This window comes from Streptomyces sp. NPDC053755, from assembly GCF_040677675.1.
Taxonomy (GTDB): Bacteria; Actinomycetota; Actinomycetes; order Streptomycetales; family Streptomycetaceae; genus Streptomyces.
The window spans coordinates 157,935-175,929 of the sequence record NZ_JBFASK010000004.1 but is presented as its reverse complement, the minus strand read 5'-3'; the positions used below and the strand labels follow the sequence as shown (position 1 = coordinate 175,929).

At 72.8% G+C, this 17,995-nt stretch carries 13 protein-coding genes; 7 read left to right on the top strand and 6 right to left on the bottom strand.

Annotated features, from left to right (window positions below):
* Nucleotides 1-3 precede the first annotated feature (3 nt).
* From ccrA to AB0K65_RS06905, 3 genes are all read right to left on the bottom strand, one after another.
* Nucleotides 4-1,341 carry a crotonyl-CoA carboxylase/reductase gene (gene ccrA / locus AB0K65_RS06915; protein ID WP_365714678.1) on the bottom strand — a complete coding sequence of 446 codons (1,338 nt, stop codon included), beginning with the start codon at nucleotides 1,339-1,341 and terminating at the stop codon, nucleotides 4-6.
* 432 nt (nucleotides 1,342-1,773) lie between these two features.
* Nucleotides 1,774-2,631, bottom strand: coding sequence for a TetR family transcriptional regulator (locus AB0K65_RS06910; protein WP_365714815.1), 858 nt, complete (start codon nucleotides 2,629-2,631; stop codon nucleotides 1,774-1,776).
* Between the two features lie 109 nt (nucleotides 2,632-2,740).
* Complete coding sequence (locus AB0K65_RS06905) at nucleotides 2,741-4,528, bottom strand: 3-hydroxybutyryl-CoA dehydrogenase (protein WP_365714677.1); 1,788 nt, start codon at nucleotides 4,526-4,528, stop codon at nucleotides 2,741-2,743.
* A gap of 267 nt (nucleotides 4,529-4,795) precedes the next feature.
* Here AB0K65_RS06905 and AB0K65_RS06900 point away from each other — a divergent pair, with 267 nt between their 5' ends.
* The gene (locus AB0K65_RS06900; RefSeq protein ID WP_365714676.1) at nucleotides 4,796-5,395 is read left to right on the top strand and encodes an adenylosuccinate lyase; all 600 of its coding nucleotides are present in this window, start codon (nucleotides 4,796-4,798) and stop codon (nucleotides 5,393-5,395) included.
* 41 nt (nucleotides 5,396-5,436) lie between these two features.
* Here the strand turns inward: AB0K65_RS06900 and AB0K65_RS06895 are convergent, their stop codons facing one another.
* Complete coding sequence (locus tag AB0K65_RS06895) at nucleotides 5,437-7,035, bottom strand: alpha/beta hydrolase (protein WP_365714675.1); 1,599 nt, start codon at nucleotides 7,033-7,035, stop codon at nucleotides 5,437-5,439.
* Between the two features lie 59 nt (nucleotides 7,036-7,094).
* Nucleotides 7,095-8,123, bottom strand: a complete 1,029-nt coding sequence (locus tag AB0K65_RS06890) for an Rv2578c family radical SAM protein (protein ID WP_365714674.1) — start codon at nucleotides 8,121-8,123, stop codon at nucleotides 7,095-7,097.
* A 148-nt stretch (nucleotides 8,124-8,271) separates the two neighbouring features.
* Between AB0K65_RS06890 and AB0K65_RS06885 the strand changes: the two genes are divergently transcribed.
* The 6 genes from AB0K65_RS06885 (at nucleotide 8,272) to AB0K65_RS06860 (ending at nucleotide 16,566) form a co-directional block, all read left to right on the top strand.
* Nucleotides 8,272-8,715 carry an SRPBCC family protein gene (locus AB0K65_RS06885; RefSeq protein ID WP_365714673.1) on the top strand — a complete coding sequence of 148 codons (444 nt, stop codon included), beginning with the start codon at nucleotides 8,272-8,274 and terminating at the stop codon, nucleotides 8,713-8,715.
* Between the two features lie 275 nt (nucleotides 8,716-8,990).
* The gene (locus AB0K65_RS06880) at nucleotides 8,991-11,363 is read left to right on the top strand and encodes an MFS transporter (RefSeq protein ID WP_365714814.1); all 2,373 of its coding nucleotides are present in this window, start codon (nucleotides 8,991-8,993) and stop codon (nucleotides 11,361-11,363) included.
* Nucleotides 11,364-11,441: 78 nt separating this feature from the next.
* A complete protein-coding gene (locus AB0K65_RS06875) occupies nucleotides 11,442-12,275 on the top strand; it encodes a M55 family metallopeptidase (protein WP_365714672.1) in 834 nt (277 codons plus the stop codon).
* A complete protein-coding gene (locus tag AB0K65_RS06870) occupies nucleotides 12,268-13,605 on the top strand; it encodes a M20/M25/M40 family metallo-hydrolase (RefSeq protein WP_365714671.1) in 1,338 nt (445 codons plus the stop codon). Before AB0K65_RS06875 ends, AB0K65_RS06870 begins: the two co-directional genes overlap by 8 nt.
* A 10-nt stretch (nucleotides 13,606-13,615) precedes the next feature.
* Entirely contained in the window at nucleotides 13,616-15,604 is a 1,989-nt protein-coding gene (locus AB0K65_RS06865; RefSeq protein ID WP_365714670.1) for a prolyl oligopeptidase family serine peptidase, read from the top strand.
* Nucleotides 15,601-16,566 (top strand): LD-carboxypeptidase, encoded by a 966-nt coding sequence (locus AB0K65_RS06860; RefSeq protein WP_365714669.1) that lies wholly within the window; start codon nucleotides 15,601-15,603, stop codon nucleotides 16,564-16,566. Before AB0K65_RS06865 ends, AB0K65_RS06860 begins: the two co-directional genes overlap by 4 nt.
* A 132-nt stretch (nucleotides 16,567-16,698) precedes the next feature.
* On the opposite strand, the gene AB0K65_RS06855 is transcribed toward AB0K65_RS06860, so the two are convergent.
* Nucleotides 16,699-17,790, bottom strand: coding sequence for an adenosine deaminase (locus AB0K65_RS06855; protein WP_365714668.1), 1,092 nt, complete (start codon nucleotides 17,788-17,790; stop codon nucleotides 16,699-16,701).
* Nucleotides 17,791-17,995: the final 205 nt, after the last annotated feature.

Sequence of the window (17,995 nt, the reverse complement as noted above, 5' to 3'; positions counted from 1 at the left end):
GGCTCAGATGTTACGGAAGCGGTTGATGGCGTCGATGTGCTCCGCGCGCATCTCCTGGTCGCGCACGCCCAGGCCCTCCTCGGGGGCGAGGCAGAGGACGCCGACCTTGCCCTGGTGGGCGTTGCGGTGGACGTCGTGCGCCGCCTGCCCGGTCTCCGCCAGGGAGTAGACCTTGGAGAGGGTCGGGTGGATCTTGCCCTTGGCGACCAGGCGGTTGGCCTCCCACGCCTCGCGGTAGTTGGCGAAGTGCGAGCCGATGATCCGCTTCAGCGACATCCACAGGTAGCGGTTGTCGTACTCGTGCATGTAGCCCGAGGTGGAGGCGCAGGTGGTGATCGTGCCGCCCTTGCGGGTGACGTAGACGCTCGCGCCGAAGGTCTCGCGGCCGGGGTGCTCGAAGACGATGTCGATGTCCTCGCCGCCGGTGAGCTCGCGGATGCGCTTGCCGAAGCGCTTCCACTCCTTCGGGTCCTGGGTGTGCTCGTCCTTCCAGAACCTGTAGCCCTCGGCGTTGCGGTCGATGATCGACTCGGCGCCCATCGAGCGGCAGATGTCCGCCTTCTGCTCGCTGGAGACGACACAGATCGGGTTGGCGCCGCCGGCCAGCGCGAACTGGGTGGCGTACGAGCCGAGGCCGCCGCTCGCGCCCCAGATCAGGACGTTGTCGCCCTGCTTCATGCCGGCGCCGTTGCGGGAGACCAGCTGGCGGTACGCGGTGGAGTTCACCAGGCCGGGCGCCGCCGCCTCCTCCCAGCTGAGGTGGTCCGGCTTCGGCATCAGCTGGTTGGACTTCACGAGGGCGATCTCGGCCAGGCCGCCGAAGTTGGTCTCGAAGCCCCAGATGCGCTGCTCGGGGTCGAGCATCGTGTCGTTGTGGCCGTCGGAGGACTCCAGCTCGACGGAGAGGCAGTGCGCGACGACCTCGTCGCCGGGCTTCCACGAGTTCACGCCGGGGCCGGTGCGCAGGACGACGCCCGCGAGGTCGGAGCCGATGATGTGGTACGGCAGGTCGTGACGCTTGCTGAGGTCGCTGAGCCGGCCGTAGCGCTCCAGGAAGCCGAAGGTGGACACCGGCTCGAAGATCGAGGTCCACACCGAGTTGTAGTTGACCGAGCTGGCCATGACGGCGACCAGGGCCTCGCCCGGGCCGAGCTCGGGCAGCGCCACGTCGTCGAGGTGCAGCGACTTGCGCGGGTCCTTCTCGCGGCTGGGGAGGCCGGAGAACATCTCGGCCTCGTCCTTGTGCACGGTCACCGCGCGGTACGACTCGGGCAGCTTGAGGTTGGCGAAGTCGGCGGACGTGGACTCCGTCGACTGGATCGCGTCCAGGATTTCCTTCACGGGTGTGCCTCCGGCGGTGCGGCGTCCGAGGGGACGCTGTGGGGTTACGTCTACGGGTGGTGCTGTGGAGGTGTGCCGTCGGTTCGGCGGGTGGTGCGTGGCTGCGCCTGCTCCGCCTCACTCCGCCTTTGCTCGTGACAAAGGCGCCGAGGAAGCCGAGCCGGTCGCGGAGGTTGCCTGTGACGCAGGCGTCCGGGCGCACAATCACGATCGCTTGTGGGGACAGCCGGCGCACGAGGAGACCTCTGCGCGCCGGCCGCCCGGACACCCTCAACGTATGGCACCGCGTGTCACCTGACAAGGCACTGCGTGCCAACAATTTCACTCAGATGCAATCCACCGGTCACACATGAGCGATGATCGATCGAGGGTGGGGACGAAAACGGACGAAGGCCGCCCCCGGCGGGGGCGGCCTTCGACGGAGACGAGCGGTCAGCCGCGGGTGAGCGCCTGCCGGATGGTGCGCATGACCTCGTCGAGCGGAGCGTCGGTGCGCGCCACGGCCACCATCACGTCGCCCTCGGCGGAGACGGTCGCCGCCGGCTCCTGGGCCGCCGCCCGCGAGGGGGCCGCCTGGGGGGCCGGCTGCTGGACCGGCGGCGCCTGGGCGGGCCGGCCGGCGCCTATGCCCGAGCCGAAGGTCTCCCGGACGATCGCGAAGGCGTGGTCCAGCTGCGCCTCGACGTCGCCCTGACCGCCGGCCCGCAGCCAGCGGCGCAGGACGTGGTTGTGGGCGGTGACCACCGCCGACGCCGCCACCTCGGCGAGCAGCGGGTCGTCGTTGCCGTCGTGGTGGTCGCGCTCGTCGAAATGGCCCAGGAGATAGCGGGTGAACAGCCGTTCGTAGCGGGCCACCGACGCGATCTCGCGCTCCCGCAGGGTCGGTACCTCGCGGGTCAGCCGGTAGCGCTCCACGGAGACCGCCGGGGACCCCGCGTACATCTTCATGACTTCCTTGATGCCCCGGCAGACCGTGTCCAGCGGGTGCTCGTGCGGCGGCGCGGCGTTCAGCACCGCCTCCGCGCGCACCAGGGTGTCGTCGTGATCCGGGAAGATCGCCTCTTCCTTGGAGCGGAAGTGGCGGAAGAAGGTCCGGCGCGCGACCCCGGCCGCGGCGGCGATCTCGTCGACCGTGGTGGCCTCGTACCCCTTGGTCGCGAACAGCTCCATGGCCGCCGTGGCCAGCTCACGGCGCATCTTGAGCCGCTGAGCGGCCGCGCGGGTGCCCGCCGCACTCTCCGTGGAGTCGGACGGGGAGGTGGCACGGGGTGACTTCGCGGCCTTGGACATGTCCTGAACGTACTGCATCAGTGCGGGAGTGTGCCCAGGTGGGGGAGGGTCGCCGGGGTCGCCCGGGGAGCCCGGGGGGCTCAGCAACCCTCCCCAGCCCGCGTACGGCTCAGCGTCGGGCATATTCGCGGAAGCCGCGCCCCGTCTTGCGGCCGAGGCAGCCGGCCGCGACCAGGTGCTCCAGGAGCGGCGCCGGGGCCAGGCCCGGGTCGCGGAACTCGCGGTGCAGCACCTGCTCGATGGCGAGCGAGACGTCCAGGCCGACGACGTCCAGGAGCTCGAACGGCCCCATCGGGTAGCCGCCGCCCAGCTTCATGGCGGCGTCGATGTCGTCCAGGGTGGCGTAGTGCTCCTGGACCATCTTGATCGCGTTGTTGAGGTACGGGAAGAGCAGCGCGTTCACGATGAATCCGGCACGGTCGCCGCAGTCCACCGGGTGCTTCCTGATCTTCGCGGTCACCTCGCGGACCGTGGCGTGGACGTCGTCGGCCGTCAGGACCGTACGGACGATCTCCACCAGCTTCATCGCCGGGGCCGGGTTGAAGAAGTGCATGCCGATGACGTCCTGCGGGCGCGAGGTGGCGCGGGCGCAGGCGACGACGGGCAGCGAGGAGGTCGTGGTGGCGAGCACCGCGCCCGGCTTGCAGATCTTGTCGAGGGTCGCGAAGAGCTGCTGCTTGATCTCCAGGTCCTCGGCGACCGCCTCGACGGCGAGGTCGACCTCGGCGAAGGCGTCCAGCGAACCGGCCGGGGTGATCCGGGCCAGCGTCTCGTCCCGGGCCTCGCCGGTCATCCGGCCCTTGTCGACCGAACGGGTGAGCGACTTGGCGATCCGGGCCTTGGCCGTGTCGGCCTTCTCCTGCGACCGGGCGGCGAGGACCACCGTGTAACCGGCCTTGGCGAAGACCTCGGCGATGCCGGAGGCCATCGTCCCGGAGCCGGCGACGCCGACCGAGCGGACCTCGCGGGTCCGCTGACCGCCCGTGGCCGAGTCCTCCAGGGGCGTCAGCGCGTCGCGGACCACGGTGGCCGAGCCGGGCGCGTCGTACGTGTAGAAGCCGCGGCCCGACTTGCGGCCGGTCAGCCCCGCCTCGCTGAGCTGCCTGAGGATCGGCGCCGGAGCGTGCAGCCGGTCGTGCGACTCGCTGTACATCGCCTCGAGGACGGTACGGGCGGTGTCGATGCCGATCAGGTCCAGCAGCGCCAGCGGTCCCATCGGCAGGCCGCAGCCCAGCCTCATGGCGGCGTCGATGTCCTCGCGGGAGGCGTACTTCGCCTCGTACATCGCCGCGGCCTGGTTGAGGTAGCCGAACAGCAGGCCGTCGGCGACGAATCCGGGCCGGTCGCCGACCGCCACGGGCTCCTTGCCGAGGTCGAGGGCCAGGTCGGTGACGGTCTGGACGGCCTGCGGGGCGGTGAGGACCGAGGAGACGACCTCCACCAGCCTCATCGCCTGGACCGGGGTGAAGAAGTGCAGCCCGAGCACCCGCTCGGGGTGCGCCGAGTCGGCGGCGAGACGCGTCACGGACAGGGCGTTGGTGCCGGTGGCGATGATCGCGTCGGGCCGGACGATGGAGTCCAGCGCCCGGAACACCTCCTGCTTGGCCTCGTACGACTCGGGCACGACCTCGATCACGAGATCGGCCTCGGCGGCCGCCTGGAGGTCGGAGAAGGTGCGGAAACGGGCGAGGACGTCGCGGCGCTCCTCCTCCGTGATCCGCTCACGGGCCACCGCGCGGGCGGTGGAGGACTCCAGGGCCGCGACGGCGCGCGCGGCGGCGGCGTCGCTGATGTCGATACCGATGACCTCGCGGCCGGCCCGGGCCAGGACGTCGGCGATGCCGCTGCCCATGGTGCCGAGACCGACGACGGCGATGGTGGAGAGAGGGGTGTCCATCAGGGGACTCCAGGGAGAGAAGAGTGACGACTGAGGGCGGCAATGCGGGCGCGCGGAGAACGCGCGGGAAAAGGCGACGGACTCTGTCCCGGAGCCACGTCGAAACTGCCGAACCGACAAACTCGATCTCACGACGGCTGCGTCACCAGGCCGTTGTGAGTGATGCGGGGGGTGACCCGCTCACCTGAGATTAACCGGCGGGTAACGAGCGCGCCAGTCCCGGGAAGTTCAGAAAATGTGATCTGGATCGCGGATACGCTGAACGCCATGGATATCGCTCGGGACCCCGAATTCTGCTCGATGATCGATCGATTGCGGAACGAGATCCACGGCGACTCCGCGGCATTCGAAGAACTCGTCACCGGTGATGACGAAAGCGCGCTCGCGCGCGTTCTCACGGCGCCCGGACAGCCGCTCTGGGCCCGCGAGATCGCCGCCTTCCGGCTGGGCCTCGCGGGTGACGCGCGCGCCTTCGAGGCCCTCGTCCTCCTGCTCAACCACCGCGACCCCGAACGCTGCGTCTCCGCCGCCTACGCGCTGACGCGGCTCGGCGACCCGCGCACGGCGAGGGCCGCCGCCGCCCTCGCCACCAACGAACTGCGCGTCTCCTACGCCCTGCTGCCGGTCCGTCTGCTCTCGGACCTGCGCGCGCCCGAGTCCGTGCCGGCCCTGATCACCGTCCTCGAACGACGTCTCGCCGCCGACGATCCGCACTGGCGCGTCGGGCTCGCCTGCGTCGAGGGCCTGGGCGCCCTCGGTGACGAGCGCGCCCGCCCCACCCTCGAAGCGGCCCTTCCCCACCCCCGCCTGGCCCCGGCGGCCCGGCGGGCACTCGACCGCCTCCACGGCCGGGGGCCCGACGGCTGAAACATGTCGCGAGAGTGCCGCCGGCCCCCGGGGGCGCGCTCTCAGCCGGCGTGGCCGAGCAGGCCGTGCAGGGTGGCGCCCTCCGGCCGGGGGTCCGCGGCGCTTCCGCGCCCCTGGGGGGCTTTCGCGGGCTTGGGCTCCGGCAGGGCCGCGCAGACCGCGTCCGCCTCCGCGCCCGCGGCCCCGCGCGGTACCCGTCCGGTGGCCAGGAAGGCCTCCAGGTGGCCGTCGACGCAGTCGTTCCCCACCAGGGACACGCCGTGGTTCCCGCCGCCCGCCTCCACCACCAGGCTGGAGCCGCGCACCATCCGGTGCAGCGCCACGGCGCCCTCGTACGGAGTGGCGGCGTCGTCCGAGGCCTGGAGGATGAGCACCGGCGGCACCTCCGCGTTCGTGACGTCCGGCGGCGTCAGGGACTCCACCGGCCAGAACGCGCAGGGAGCGTTGTACCAGGCGTTGTTCCAGGTGGAGAACGGCGCCTTCGCGTGCACGTCCCAGTTGTCCTTGCGCCATACGCCCCAGTCGCGCGGCCACGCCGCGTCCCGGCACTGCACGCTCGTGTAGACCGAGTAGCCGTTGTCGTCCGCGCCGTCTGCCGCCGCGATGGCGGCGTACGTCCTGGCCAGCGGGGCCCCGTCCTGCCGGTTGACGTACGCGGAGAAGGCCTCCGCCAGCCTCGGCCAGTAGCCGTCGTAGTAGCCGCCGGGCAGGAAGGTGTCCTCCAGCTCGCCCGGGCCGACCGTGCCGCCCGCCGGCTTCGTCCGCAGCTCCTCGCGCATCCGGTACCAGGCGGCCTCGACCGCCGCCGGATCCGAGCCCAGCCCGTAGGCGGCGTCCTGCCGGGCCACCCAGGCCATGAAGTCCTTGTGCCGGGCGTCGAAGGCGTAGTCCTGCGCGAGGTTGTCCTCGTACCAGACGCCCTGCGGATTGACCACGGAATCCAGGGCGAAGCGGCGCACTCGCTCCGGGAACAGCCGGGCGTAGACGGCTCCGAGGTACGTCCCGTAGGAGTAGCCCAGATAGTTGAGGCGCGGCGCGCCGAGGGCGGCGCGGATCGCGTCCAGGTCGCGGGCCGTGCTGACGGTGTCGATGTAGGGCAGCACGTCGCCGTGCTTCTCGCCGCACGCCGCGGCGAAGGACCGCGCCCGCTCCACGCCGGCCGCCTCCCCCTCGGCGCCGCCCGGGACGGAGTCCGGGCGTACGGGGGCGAAGTGGCCGGGCTTGCAGTCGAGGGCGGGCTCGCTCCCGCCCACCCCGCGCGGGTCGAAGCCGACCACGTCGTATCCCGCCGCCACCTCCGCGGGCAGCGAGGCCGCCACGTAGCCGGCCAGGGTCCGCCCGCTGCCGCCGGGACCGCCCGGATTGACGACGAGCGGTCCCTGGGACACCTTCGCGGTGTGCGGGACGCGGGTCAGCGCGAGCGTGATCGTCCGGCCCTCCGGGGCGGCGTGGTCCAGCGGCACCCTCAGCGTGGCGCACTGGAGCCGCGGGTACGCCGGCGTGGCGCAGCCGGTCCAGACGAGCGGGGCCAGGGGGCGGACGGCCGGCTCGGGCCGGGGCTCGGCGGACGCCGGCAGGACGGCGACCGTCCCGGCGACCAGCGCTCCAGCGGCGATCAGCGTTCCTGCGCGTGGGTTCATAGGGCGTCCGTGCCCGGATCCCCATGCGGAAGGACCTGTTCCGCCGAGAGGTCACCCGATCAGAGGAGGGTGAGCTGGGTCGGTCCCGCGAGCGCGGGCTCCTCGGGTACGGGGATCCGGCGCGAGGCGCCCCGGCGGGCCGGACCGATCCCGAACTCGTCGGCCAGCTCGTGGACCTGACGGGTGATCCGCCGCTGGTACCAGGTCGGCGCGTACGCCCCGTCCGCGTACATCCGCTCGTAGCGGCCCACCAGGTGGGGGTGGTGGTGGCGCAGCCACGTCATGAACCACTCGCGCGCCCCGGGCCGCAGATGCAGGACGAGCGGGGTCACGGAGGTCGCGCCGGCGTCGGCGACGGCGCGCACGGTCTCGCGAAGCTGCTCCGGCCGGTCGCCGAGGAACGGGATCACCGGCGCCATCAGGACCCCGCAGCCGATGCCGTGCTCGCCGAGCGTCCCTACGACCTCCAGGCGCCGCGGGGGCGAGGGTGTGCCGGGCTCGACCGTGCGCCACAGCTCCTCGTCGATGAAGCCGACCGAGACCGAGATGCCCACCTCGGTCACCTCGGCGGCCTGCACCAGGAGGTCGAGGTCGCGCAGGATCAGGGTGCCCTTGGTGAGGATCGAGAACGGGTTGGCGTGGTCGCGCAGGGCCGCGATGATGCCGGGCATCAGGCGGTAGCGGCCCTCGGCGCGCTGGTAGCAGTCGACGTTGGTGCCCATCGCGATGTGCGCCCCCTGCCAGCGCCGGGACGCGAGCTGTCCGCGCAGCAGCTCGGGGGCGTTGGTCTTCACCACGATCTGGGAGTCGAACCCGAGTCCGGTGTCGAGGTCCAGATAGCTGTGGGTCTTGCGGGCGAAGCAGTAGACGCACGCGTGGGTGCATCCCCGGTAGGGGTTCACCGTCCATTCGAACGGCATCCGGGAGGCCCCCGGCACGCGGTTGAGGATCGAACGGGCCCGCACCTCGTGGAAGGTGATCCCGCGGAACTCGGGGGTGTCGAAGGTGCGGGTGGTGACCGCGTCCGCGCCGAACAGCGCGGTTCCGGCCGAAGCGGCGGGGTCGTCGCCCAGATTGTCCCAGCGCATGGCCGCCTCCTCGATCGTCCGTCCTCGGCTCCGTGGCCACAATAGAACACTTGTTCCCTTGATCGTCGCAAGCCGGATTTGGGAGCCCCGGGCCCAGGTGGTTGGCTGGTGCCCCACCCCTGAGGAACCGAGTGCTGGAGGAAGTGCAATGGCGCAGGTCGAGGCCACCACGGAGCGGATCATCGCGGCGGACGCGGAGACGGTGTTCGACGCTCTGGCCGACTACAGCGGCACGCGCGCGAAGGTGCTTCCGGAGCACTTCAGCGAGTACGAGGTCCGCGAGGGCGGCGACGGCGAGGGCACCCTCGTCCACTGGAAGCTCCAGGCGACCAGCAAGCGGATCAGGGACTGCCTCCTGGAGGTCACCGAGCCCACCGACGGACAGCTCGTCGAGAAGGACCGCAACTCCTCCATGGTCACCACCTGGACCGTCACCCCCGCCGGCGAGGGCAGGTCCAAGACCGTCGTGACGACCGTCTGGAACGGCGCGGGAGGCATCGGCGGCTTCTTCGAGAAGACCTTCGCCCCCAAGGGTCTCGCCCGCATCCACGACGCCGTGCTGGCCAACCTGGCGGCCGAGGTCGAGAAGTAGCACCCGCGGCACACCCCGCTCACCGATTCGAGTGGTTTCCCCGCGCCCCCGTGCGAGCGCCCCCCGCGCCCCGGGGGCGCGGGCGCTCTCTCAAACGCGCTGATGAGCGCCCCAAGTGCCACCGTATGCAGGGCCGTTCACGCCCCGGAGCGCCACGGAACGCTCCGCCCGCCCGACTTGCTCCCCCTTCGCGCCCAATGCGAAGAATGGCCGCGGCGCTGACGCCGTGACGAGGGGAGCAGCACGTGGGTGCGATCACGCTGGTGAAGGACGACGTGCCGCTCGTCGAGGGCGGCCCGCCCTCCGGCCACGAGCCGCCGGCCGGACCGGAACCGGCCCTCGATCCCCGCCGGGTCCGGCTCGTCTTCTGCGGGCTCATGCTCGCGCTGCTGCTCGCCGCGCTGGAGCAGATGATCGTCGCCACCGCCCTGCCCAAGATCGTCGGCGAACTCCAGGGCCTGGACCGGATGTCCTGGGCCATCACCGCCTATCTCCTCACCGCCACCATCGGCCTGCCCGTGTACGGCAAGCTCGGCGATCTCTTCGGCCGCAAGGGCGTCTTCCTCTTCGCCATCGTCGTCTTCGTCATCGGCTCGGCCCTCGCCGGCTGGTCGCGGACCATGGACGAGCTCATCGCCTTCCGGGCCGTCCAGGGCGTGGGCGCCGGCGGCCTCATGATCGGCGTCCAGGCGATCATCGCCGACATCGTCCCGCCCCGCGAACGCGGCCGCTACATGGGCCTGATCGGAGCCGCCTTCGGCCTCGCCTCCGTCGCCGGGCCCCTGCTCGGCGGCTTCTTCACCGACCACGTCTCCTGGCGCTGGTGCTTCTACTTCAACGTCCCCTTCGGACTCCTCACCCTCGCCGTCGTCGCCCTCGTGCTCAAGCTCCCCAGGCCGCGGACCAGGGCCAGGCTCGACGTACTCGGCGCGCTCCTGCTCGCCGCGGCCTCCACCTGCCTGGTGCTGCTGACCAGTTGGGGCGGAACCGAGTACGCCTGGGACTCGCGGGTCATCCTCGGACTCGGCGGCGGCGCGGCGGCGTCGGTCCTGCTCTTCCTCGCCGTGGAGCACCGCGCCGCCGAACCGCTCATCCCGCTGCGGCTGTTCCGTGACTCCGTCTTCACCGTCACCAGCCTCGTCGGCGCGGTCGTCGGCATCGCCCTCTTCGGCGCCGCCAGCTACCTTCCGACCTTCCTGCAGATGGTCGAGGGAGCCACCGCGACCGAGTCCGGCCTGCTCATGCTGCCCCTGATGGGCGGGATCGTCATCGCCTCGATCGTCTCGGGCCACCTGATCAGCCGCACCGGCCGCTACCGGCTCTACCCGGTCGTCGGCGGCGCCGTCTCCGCCGTCGGCATGTGGCTGCTCTCCCGGATGGAGACCGACACCCCGCGCCTGCACCACAGCGTCTGGCAGGCCGTCCTCGGCATCGGTATCGGCCTCGTCATGCCGGTCCTCATCCTGGCCGTGCAGAACTCCGTGCGCCCCACGGACCTCGGCACCGCCACGAGCGCACACAACTACTTCCGCCAGATCGGCGGCAGCGTCGGCGCCGCCGTCTTCGGCACCCTCTTCGCCTCCCGGCTCGACGACGCCCTCGCCGACTCCCTCCCGAGGACGACGGCCGGAGCGGGCCTCCCGGCCGCCGAATCGATCACTCCCCAGACGGTGCACGCCCTGCCGCCCGCCCTGCGCGACGCCTACATCCAGGCGTACGCGGACGCGATGCCCCGCATCTTCCTCTACCTCGTGCCGGTCCTCGTGCTCGGCCTCGTCCTCGCCTTCTTCCTCAAGGAGAAACCGCTGGTGTCGCACCACACCCCCGCCACCGAGGCCCCCACCGCCGTCCCCCGGGCCAGGGACGCGGCCCCTGCCGCCCCCCACCCCGCGGGACTTCCCGTCTGCGGAACCGTGCGGCACCACGACGGCAGCCGCGTCCCCCGCGCCGCGCTGACCCTGATCGACGTCCAGGGACGGCAGATCGGGCGCGGCGGCAGCGGCGAGGACGGCCGCTACGCCCTCGGCGTCCCGGGACCCGGCTCGTACGTCCTGATCGCGGCCGCAGGCGGACACCAGCCCCAGGCCGTCTCCGTCACCGTCGGAGAGCGCCCCGTCGAGCTCGACGTCGTCCTCGGCGGAGCCGGTCGGCTGGCCGGAACGGTCCTCACCGCCGACGGCTCACCCGTACGCGACGCGGCCGTCACCCTCACCGACGTGCGCGGAGAGGTCGTCGCCTCCACCCGCAGCGGACGCGAGGGCGGCTACGTGATCACGGAACTGGTCGCGGGGGAGTACACCCTGGCCGCCAGCGCCCCCGCCTTCCGGCCCGCCGCCCTCCCCGTCAGCGTGCAGTCCTCCCGCGAGACCCGTCAGGACGTCGAGCTGGCCGGCGGCGCCGTCCTGCGCGGCACCGTCCGCGCGGGCGGCGGGCGCCCGGTCGAGGACGCCCGGGTCACCCTCCTCGACGCCGCGGGCAACGTCGTCGACACCCTGACGACCGGGCCGGACGGCACGTTCCGCTTCGTGGACCTGTCCTCGGGCGAGTACACCGTCATCGCCGCCGGCTACCCGCCGGTCGCCACCGTCCTCCAGGTCGCGGGCGGCGGCCGCACCGAACGCGATCTGCACCTCGGCCACGAGGACTGACCACGGCGTCCGCCCGGTCCGCCGACACTTGTCCACAGGGGTGGTCGTGCCGCCGGTCGCCGCGTACGGTTTCCAGGCATGAAGATCCTGATCAGTGCCGACATGGAAGGCGCCACCGGTGTCACCTGGCCCGCCGACGTGCTGCCGGGGACACCGCAGTGGGAGCGGTGCCGGTCCCTGTTCACCTCGGACGTGAACGCGGCGGTGCTCGGCTTCTTCGACGGCGGCGCCGACGAGGTGCTCATCAACGAAGCGCACTGGTCGATGCGGAACCTCCTCCTCGAACACCTCGACGAGCGGGCGGAGATGCTCACCGGACGCCACAAGTCGCTGTCCATGGTGGAGGGCGTGCAGCACGGCGACGTCGACGGCATCGCCTTCGTCGGCTACCACACGGGGGCGGGCGCCGAGGGCGTCCTCGCCCACACCTATCTCGCGAACTCCATCACCGGCGTCTGGCTGAACGGGGAGCGGGCGAGCGAGGGCCTGCTCAACGCCCGTGTGGTGGCGGAGTTCGGCGTGCCGGTGGTCCTCGTCACCGGTGACGACCTGACCTGCGAGGACGCCCTCGGGTACGCCCCTGAGGCGCCCAAGGTCGCGGTCAAGGACCATGTCTCGCGGTACGCGGCGGTGTGCCGGACCCCGAGCCGCACGGCCGGCGAGATCCGGGCGGCGGCCAAGGCGGCCGCGGGCCTCGCCGTGCGGCACGCCCCCGTGCGCGGCGGCCCGTTCACGCTGGAGCTGGAGTTCGACGCCGAGCACCTGGCCTCCGCCGCCACCGTCGTGCCCGGCGTGGCGCGGAGGGGCGAGCGCCGGGTCGCCTACACCAGCGAGACGATGTACGAAGGCATTCGCACGTTCAAGGCGGTCACGACCATCGTCTCGGCCGCGGTGGAGGAGCAGTATGGCTGAGCCCGCCCGACAGCGGCCCGACACCGAGGCGCTCGACGAGGTGGTGACCTTCACCTCCGAGCTCATCCGGATCGACACGACCAACAGAGGCGGCGGCGACTGCCGCGAGCGGCCCGCCGCCGAGTACGTCGCCGAACGCCTCGCCGCGGCGGGACTCGAGCCCCTCCTCCTGGAGCGCACCCCCGGCCGCACCAACGTCGTCGCCAGGATCGAGGGCACCGACCCGTCCGCCGACGCGCTGCTCGTGCACGGCCATCTCGACGTGGTGCCCGCCGAGCCCGCCGACTGGACCGTCCACCCCTTCTCGGGCGAGGTCCGCGACGGCGTGGTCTGGGGCCGCGGAGCCGTCGACATGAAGAACATGGACGCGATGGTGCTCGCCGTGGTCCGCTCCTGGGCCCGCCAGGGCATCCGCCCCCGCCGCGACATCGTCCTCGCGTACACCGCCGACGAGGAGGCCAGCGCCGAGGACGGCTCCGGGTTCCTCGCCGACCGGCACGCCGGTCTCTTCGACGGCTGCACCGAGGGCATCAGCGAATCCGGGGCGTTCAGCTTCCACCCGCACCCCGGCATGACGCTCTATCCCATCGCGGCCGGCGAACGCGGCACCGCGTGGGTCAAGCTCACCGCCCACGGCAGGGCCGGACACGGCTCGAAGGTGAACACGGCCAACGCCGTGACCCGGCTCGCCGCCGCCGTCGCCCGCATAGGCGCCCACACCTGGCCGGTCCGGATCACCCCGACCGTGCGGGCGGCCCTCGCCGAACTCGCCGCGCTGTACGGCATCGAGACCGACGTCACCGCCGAGGACCTCGACATCGACACCCTCCTGGAGAAGCTCGGCCCCGCCGCCGCGCTCGTCGAGCCGACCGTCCGCAACAGCGCCAATCCGACGATGCTCGACGCCGGATACAAGGTGAACGTCATCCCGGGGCACGCCGTCGCCTACGTGGACGGGCGGATGCTGCCCGGCGGCGAGGAGGAGTTCGCCGCGACGATGGACCGACTCACCGGACCCGACGTCGCGTGGGAGTTCCACCACCGCGAGATCCCCCTGGAGGCACCGGTCGACTCGCCGACCTTCGCCAAGCTGCGGGCCGCCGTGGAACGCTTCGACCCGGCCGGTCACGTCATCCCCTTCTCCATGTCCGGCGGCACCGACGCCAAGCAGTTCTCCCGGCTCGGGATCACCGGCTACGGCTTCTCGCCGTTGAAGCTCCCCCCGGAGCTGGACTACGGCGCGCTGTTCCACGGCGTCGACGAGCGCGTCCCCGTCGACGCGCTGCACTTCGGCGTCGACGTACTCGACCACTATCTGAAGACCGCGTAGGGGAGTCGGCATGGTACCCACGAGCCCCTACGGCAGCTGGCCCTCACCCATCGACGCGGCCCTCGCCGCGTCCCTCGACGGACGCCCCGAGTACCTCGGCACCGTCGGCGACGAGCTGTGGTGGACGGCGCCCCGCCCCACGGAAGGCGGGCGGCGCGCCCTGGTGCGCCGTCGGGCGGACGGCGCCGAGGAGCAGGTCCTCCCCGCCCCGTGGAACGTCCGCAGCCGGGTCGTCGAATACGGCGGACAGCCGTGGGCCGGACTCGCCCGGCACGACGGCGGCCCGCTGATCGTCTTCAGCCACTTCCCCGACCAGCGGCTCTACGCCTACGAACCGGACGCCGGAGGCGACGCGGCCGTCCCCCGGCCGCTCACCCCCGTCGCGGCCACCGGCGGCGGCCTGCGCTGGGCCGACCCGGTCCTCCACCCGGAACGGGACGAGGTGTGGTGCGTCCTGGAGGAGTTCACCGGACCCGCGCCCACCGACGTGCGCCGGGTCGTCGCCGCCGTCCCGCTGGACGGATCGGCGGCCGAGGACCGCTCGGCGGTACGCGAACTCTCCGACGGCGCCCACCGTTTCGTCACGGGCCCGCGCCTCTCCCCGGACGGAGGACAGGCGGCCTGGATCGCCTGGGACCACCCCCGCATGCCCTGGGACGGTACGGAGGTGCTGCTCGCCGACGTCACGGCCGACGGCCTCTTCGCGGCGGCGCGGCGCGTCGCCGGCGGGCCCGCGGAGTCGGTCCCGCAGGTCGACTGGACCCCCGACGGACAGCTGCTGTACCTCAGCGACCGCAGCGGCTGGTGGAACGTCTACCGCCCCGGAGCGGACGGGGAGCCGGTCGCCCTGTGCCCCCGCGCCGAGGAGTTCGGCGGCCCGCTGTGGAAGATCGGCCTCAGCTGGTTCCGCCCCCTGGAGAACGGCCTCGTGGCGGTCATCCACGGCAGGGGCGCCACCTCCCTCGGGATACTCGACCCCGAGAGCGGGGAGGTCGTCGACGCGGCCGGCCCCTGGACCGAGTGGGCCCCCACCCTCGCCGCGCACGGCAGCCGGGTCGCGGGCGTCGCCGCGAGCCCGCGCAGCGCCTACGAGATCGTGGAGCTGGACACCTGTACCGGCCGGACCCGCGTCATCGGCTCGGCCCACGACGACCCGGTCGACCCGGCGTACTACCCCGAGCCCCAGATCCGCACCTTCGCCGGGCCCGACAACCGGGAGATCCACGCCCACGTCTACCCTCCGCACAACCCCGACCGCATCGCCCCCGCCGACGAACTGCCGCCCTTCGTGGTCTGGGCGCACGGCGGCCCGACCGCGCACGCACCGCTCGTCCTCGACCTGGAGATCGCCTACTTCACCTCCCGCGGCATCGGCGTCGCCGAGGTGAACTACGGCGGCTCGACCGGCTACGGCCGGGAGTACCGCGAACGCCTCCACGAGCAGTGGGGCGTCGTCGACGTCGAGGACTGCGCGGCCGTCGCCGAGGCGCTCGCCTCCGAAGGCACCGCCGACCCGGCACGCCTCGCGATCCGCGGCGGCAGCGCGGGCGGCTGGACCACCGCCGCCTCACTGGTCACCAGCGACGTCTACGCCTGCGGCACGATCATCTACCCCATCCTCGACCTGCTCGGCTGGGCAACCGACGAGACCCACGACTTCGAGTCCCGTTACCTCGAGTCGCTGGTCGGGCCGCTCGCCGAGGTCCCCGCCCGCTACAAGGAACGCTCGCCCCTCGCCCACGTCGAGCGGATCTCCGCCCCGTTCCTGCTGCTCCAGGGGCTCGACGACGTGATCTGCCCGCCCGCGCAGAGCGAGAGGTTCCTGGCGGCGATGGCCGGACGGGGCGTCCCGCACGCGTACATCGCCTTCGAGGGCGAGGGCCACGGCTTCCGGCGCGCAGGCACCGTGATCCGCGCCCTGGAGGCCGAACTGTCGCTGTACGCCCAGACCTTCGGCATCGAGCGGCCCGACGTCCCCCGTCTGGAGCTGAGGGAATGACGGGGGCCCGGACTCCTGCGGACCAGCCACGCCCGGTGGCGCCGCTGCTCCGGCCCGCCCGGCTGAGGGCCGGTGACCGGGTCGCCGTCGTCGCGCCCAGCGGCCCCGTGCCCGAGGAGCGCCTCGCCGCCGGCCTCGACATTCTGCGCGGCTGGGGTCTGGACCCCGTGGTCGCCCCCCACGTCCTCGACACCCATCCCGCGTTGGACTATCTCGCGGGCACGGACGCGGGCCGGGCCCGCGACCTCCAGCAGGCCTGGTGCGACCCCGGCGTCGCGGCGGTCATCTGCGCCCGGGGCGGCTACGGCGTCCAGCGGATGGTGGACCTGCTCGACTGGGCCGCGATGCGGGCGTCGGGGCCCAAGGTCTTCGTCGGCTACAGCGACCTCACCGCCCTCCACGAGGCGTTCGCCGTACGGGCCGGTGTGGTCACCCTGCACGGTCCGATGGTCGCGGCGGCGGCCTTCCTGGAGGACCGGCGCACCCAGGAGTGTCTGCGGGCCACGCTGTTCGCGCCCGAGTCGGTCCTGACGCTCGGACGCGAGAGCGCGAGGCCGCTGGTGCCCGGCCGGGCCCGCGGTGTCACCCTCGGCGGGTGCGTCAGCCTCCTCGCCGCCGACCTCGCCACCCCGCACGCGCGACCGTCGGCCCGGGGCGGCCTGCTGTTCCTGGAGGACGTGGGGGAGGAGCCGTACCGCCTGGACCGCGTCCTCACCCAGCTCCTGCGGTCCGGCTGGCTGGACGGCGTCGCGGCCGTCGGGCTCGGCTCCTGGGCGGAGTGCGGTCCCTACGACGACGTCCGCGCGGTGCTGGCCGACCGCCTCGGCGGGCTCGGCGTCCCGGTGGTGGAGGAGATGGGCTTCGGCCACGGCGCGAGCGCGCTCACGCTTCCGCTCGGGGTGCCGGGCGTGCTGGACGCCGAGGCGGGCACGCTCACGCTCGACGTGCCCGCGCTGACCTGAGGGCCGCCGGACCCCGCGCCGCCGGGCCGGGCCTGTGACGTCGCCGGCCCGGCCCGGCACGGCGCGCCGGCGGCCGTCGTCAGCCGCTCGGGGCGGTGACGGCGGCTTCCCGGCGACCGTCCGCGCAAGCCGTCAGCGCAGGGCCGCGTAACCCGGGCGGACCACCTCGTCGATCAGCCGCTGCCGCTCGGGGAGGGGCAGGAAGGCGGCGTCGAGCGCGGCGACGGTGAACTCCTCGAAGACCTCCGGGCCGTAGCCGAAGGCGTCCACCATGTGCTGGAACTCCTCGCTCATGGTGGTGCCGGAGACCAGGCGGTTGTCGGTGTTGAGGGTGATCCGGAAGCCGAGCCGGCGCAGCTCGTCGATCGGGTGCGAGGCGTAGTCCTTCGCCGCACCGGTCTGCAGGTTGGAGGTCGGGCAGACCTCCAGGGCGATGCGGTTGTCGCGGACGTAGGAGGCGAGGTGGCCCAGGGTGCCGTCCTCGGCGATGTCGTCCGTGATGCGCACCCCGTGGCCGATCCGCTCGCTGCCGCAGATCTGCACGGCCTCGTGGATCGACTCGGCGCCGACCGCCTCGCCCGCGTGGATGGTGAAGTGGCAGTTGTGCCGCTTCAGATGCTGGAAGGCGGGGAGGTGGCGGGCCGGCGGGTTGCCGATCTCACCGCCGGCGATGTCGAAACCGGCGACGCCGTTCTCGCGATGGGCGACGGTCAGCCGCGCGATCTCCAGGGAACGGTCGGTGTGCCGCATGCCGGTGAGCAGGGTGCGGACGGTGATCCGGCCACCCGAGCGGCGCTCGCCCTCGCGGAAGCCGTCATTCACCGCCTCGACGACCTCGTCCAGGGTCAGCCCGCCCTCCAGGTGCTGCTCAGGGGCGTAGCGGATCTCGGCGTAGACGACGCCGTCCGCGGCCAGGTCCTCGGCGCACTCGGCCGCGATCCGCTCCAGGGCGGAGCGGGTCTGCATCACCGCGCAGGTGTGGGCGAAGGTCTCCAGGTACCGCTCCAGCGAACCGGAGTCGGCGGCGTCCCGGAACCAGACCGCGAGCGCGGCGGGGTCCTCGGTCGGCAGGGAGGCGTAGCCGCACTCACGCGCCAGCTCGACGATCGTCGCGGGGCGCAGCCCGCCGTCGAGGTGGTCGTGGAGAACGGCCTTCGGAGCGCGCCGGATCCACGCGGAGACGGCGGGCGCGGCAGGGGCGGCGATGTTGTCAGACAAGTGCATGGCGCGGAAGTGTACGCCACGGTGGGTCCCCGCCGCTGTGACGGCGGCGACAGGGGGCGGCCGGGCGGCGTGCGGGCCCGGTCCTCGGGGGCGGCCGGGCGGCTGTGCGGGCCCGATCCTCGAGGGAGCGGGCGGCCGTGCGGGCCCGGCTCGAAGGGGCCGGCGCTCGGGTCGGGCCGGCGGGCGGTGGGGCCGGAGGGTGGGG

Excerpts from the sequence above, each read along its gene's own strand:
- AB0K65_RS06895 (WP_365714675.1), bottom strand. The coding sequence starts at position 7,035 with ATGAACCCACGCGCAGGAACGCTGATCGCCGCTGGAGCGCTGGTCGCC.
- AB0K65_RS06900 (WP_365714676.1), top strand. The coding sequence starts at position 4,796 with ATGGATATCGCTCGGGACCCCGAATTCTGCTCGATGATCGATCGATTG.
- AB0K65_RS06885 (WP_365714673.1), top strand. The coding sequence starts at position 8,272 with ATGGCGCAGGTCGAGGCCACCACGGAGCGGATCATCGCGGCGGACGCG.
- AB0K65_RS06890 (WP_365714674.1), bottom strand. The coding sequence starts at position 8,123 with ATGCGCTGGGACAATCTGGGCGACGACCCCGCCGCTTCGGCCGGAACC.
- AB0K65_RS06860 (WP_365714669.1), top strand. The coding sequence starts at position 15,601 with ATGACGGGGGCCCGGACTCCTGCGGACCAGCCACGCCCGGTGGCGCCG.
- AB0K65_RS06910 (WP_365714815.1), bottom strand. The coding sequence starts at position 2,631 with ATGTCCAAGGCCGCGAAGTCACCCCGTGCCACCTCCCCGTCCGACTCC.
- AB0K65_RS06855 (WP_365714668.1), bottom strand. The coding sequence starts at position 17,790 with ATGCACTTGTCTGACAACATCGCCGCCCCTGCCGCGCCCGCCGTCTCC.
- AB0K65_RS06865 (WP_365714670.1), top strand. The coding sequence starts at position 13,616 with ATGGTACCCACGAGCCCCTACGGCAGCTGGCCCTCACCCATCGACGCG.
- AB0K65_RS06875 (WP_365714672.1), top strand. The coding sequence starts at position 11,442 with ATGAAGATCCTGATCAGTGCCGACATGGAAGGCGCCACCGGTGTCACC.
- AB0K65_RS06905 (WP_365714677.1), bottom strand. The coding sequence starts at position 4,528 with ATGGACACCCCTCTCTCCACCATCGCCGTCGTCGGTCTCGGCACCATG.
- AB0K65_RS06870 (WP_365714671.1), top strand. The coding sequence starts at position 12,268 with ATGGCTGAGCCCGCCCGACAGCGGCCCGACACCGAGGCGCTCGACGAG.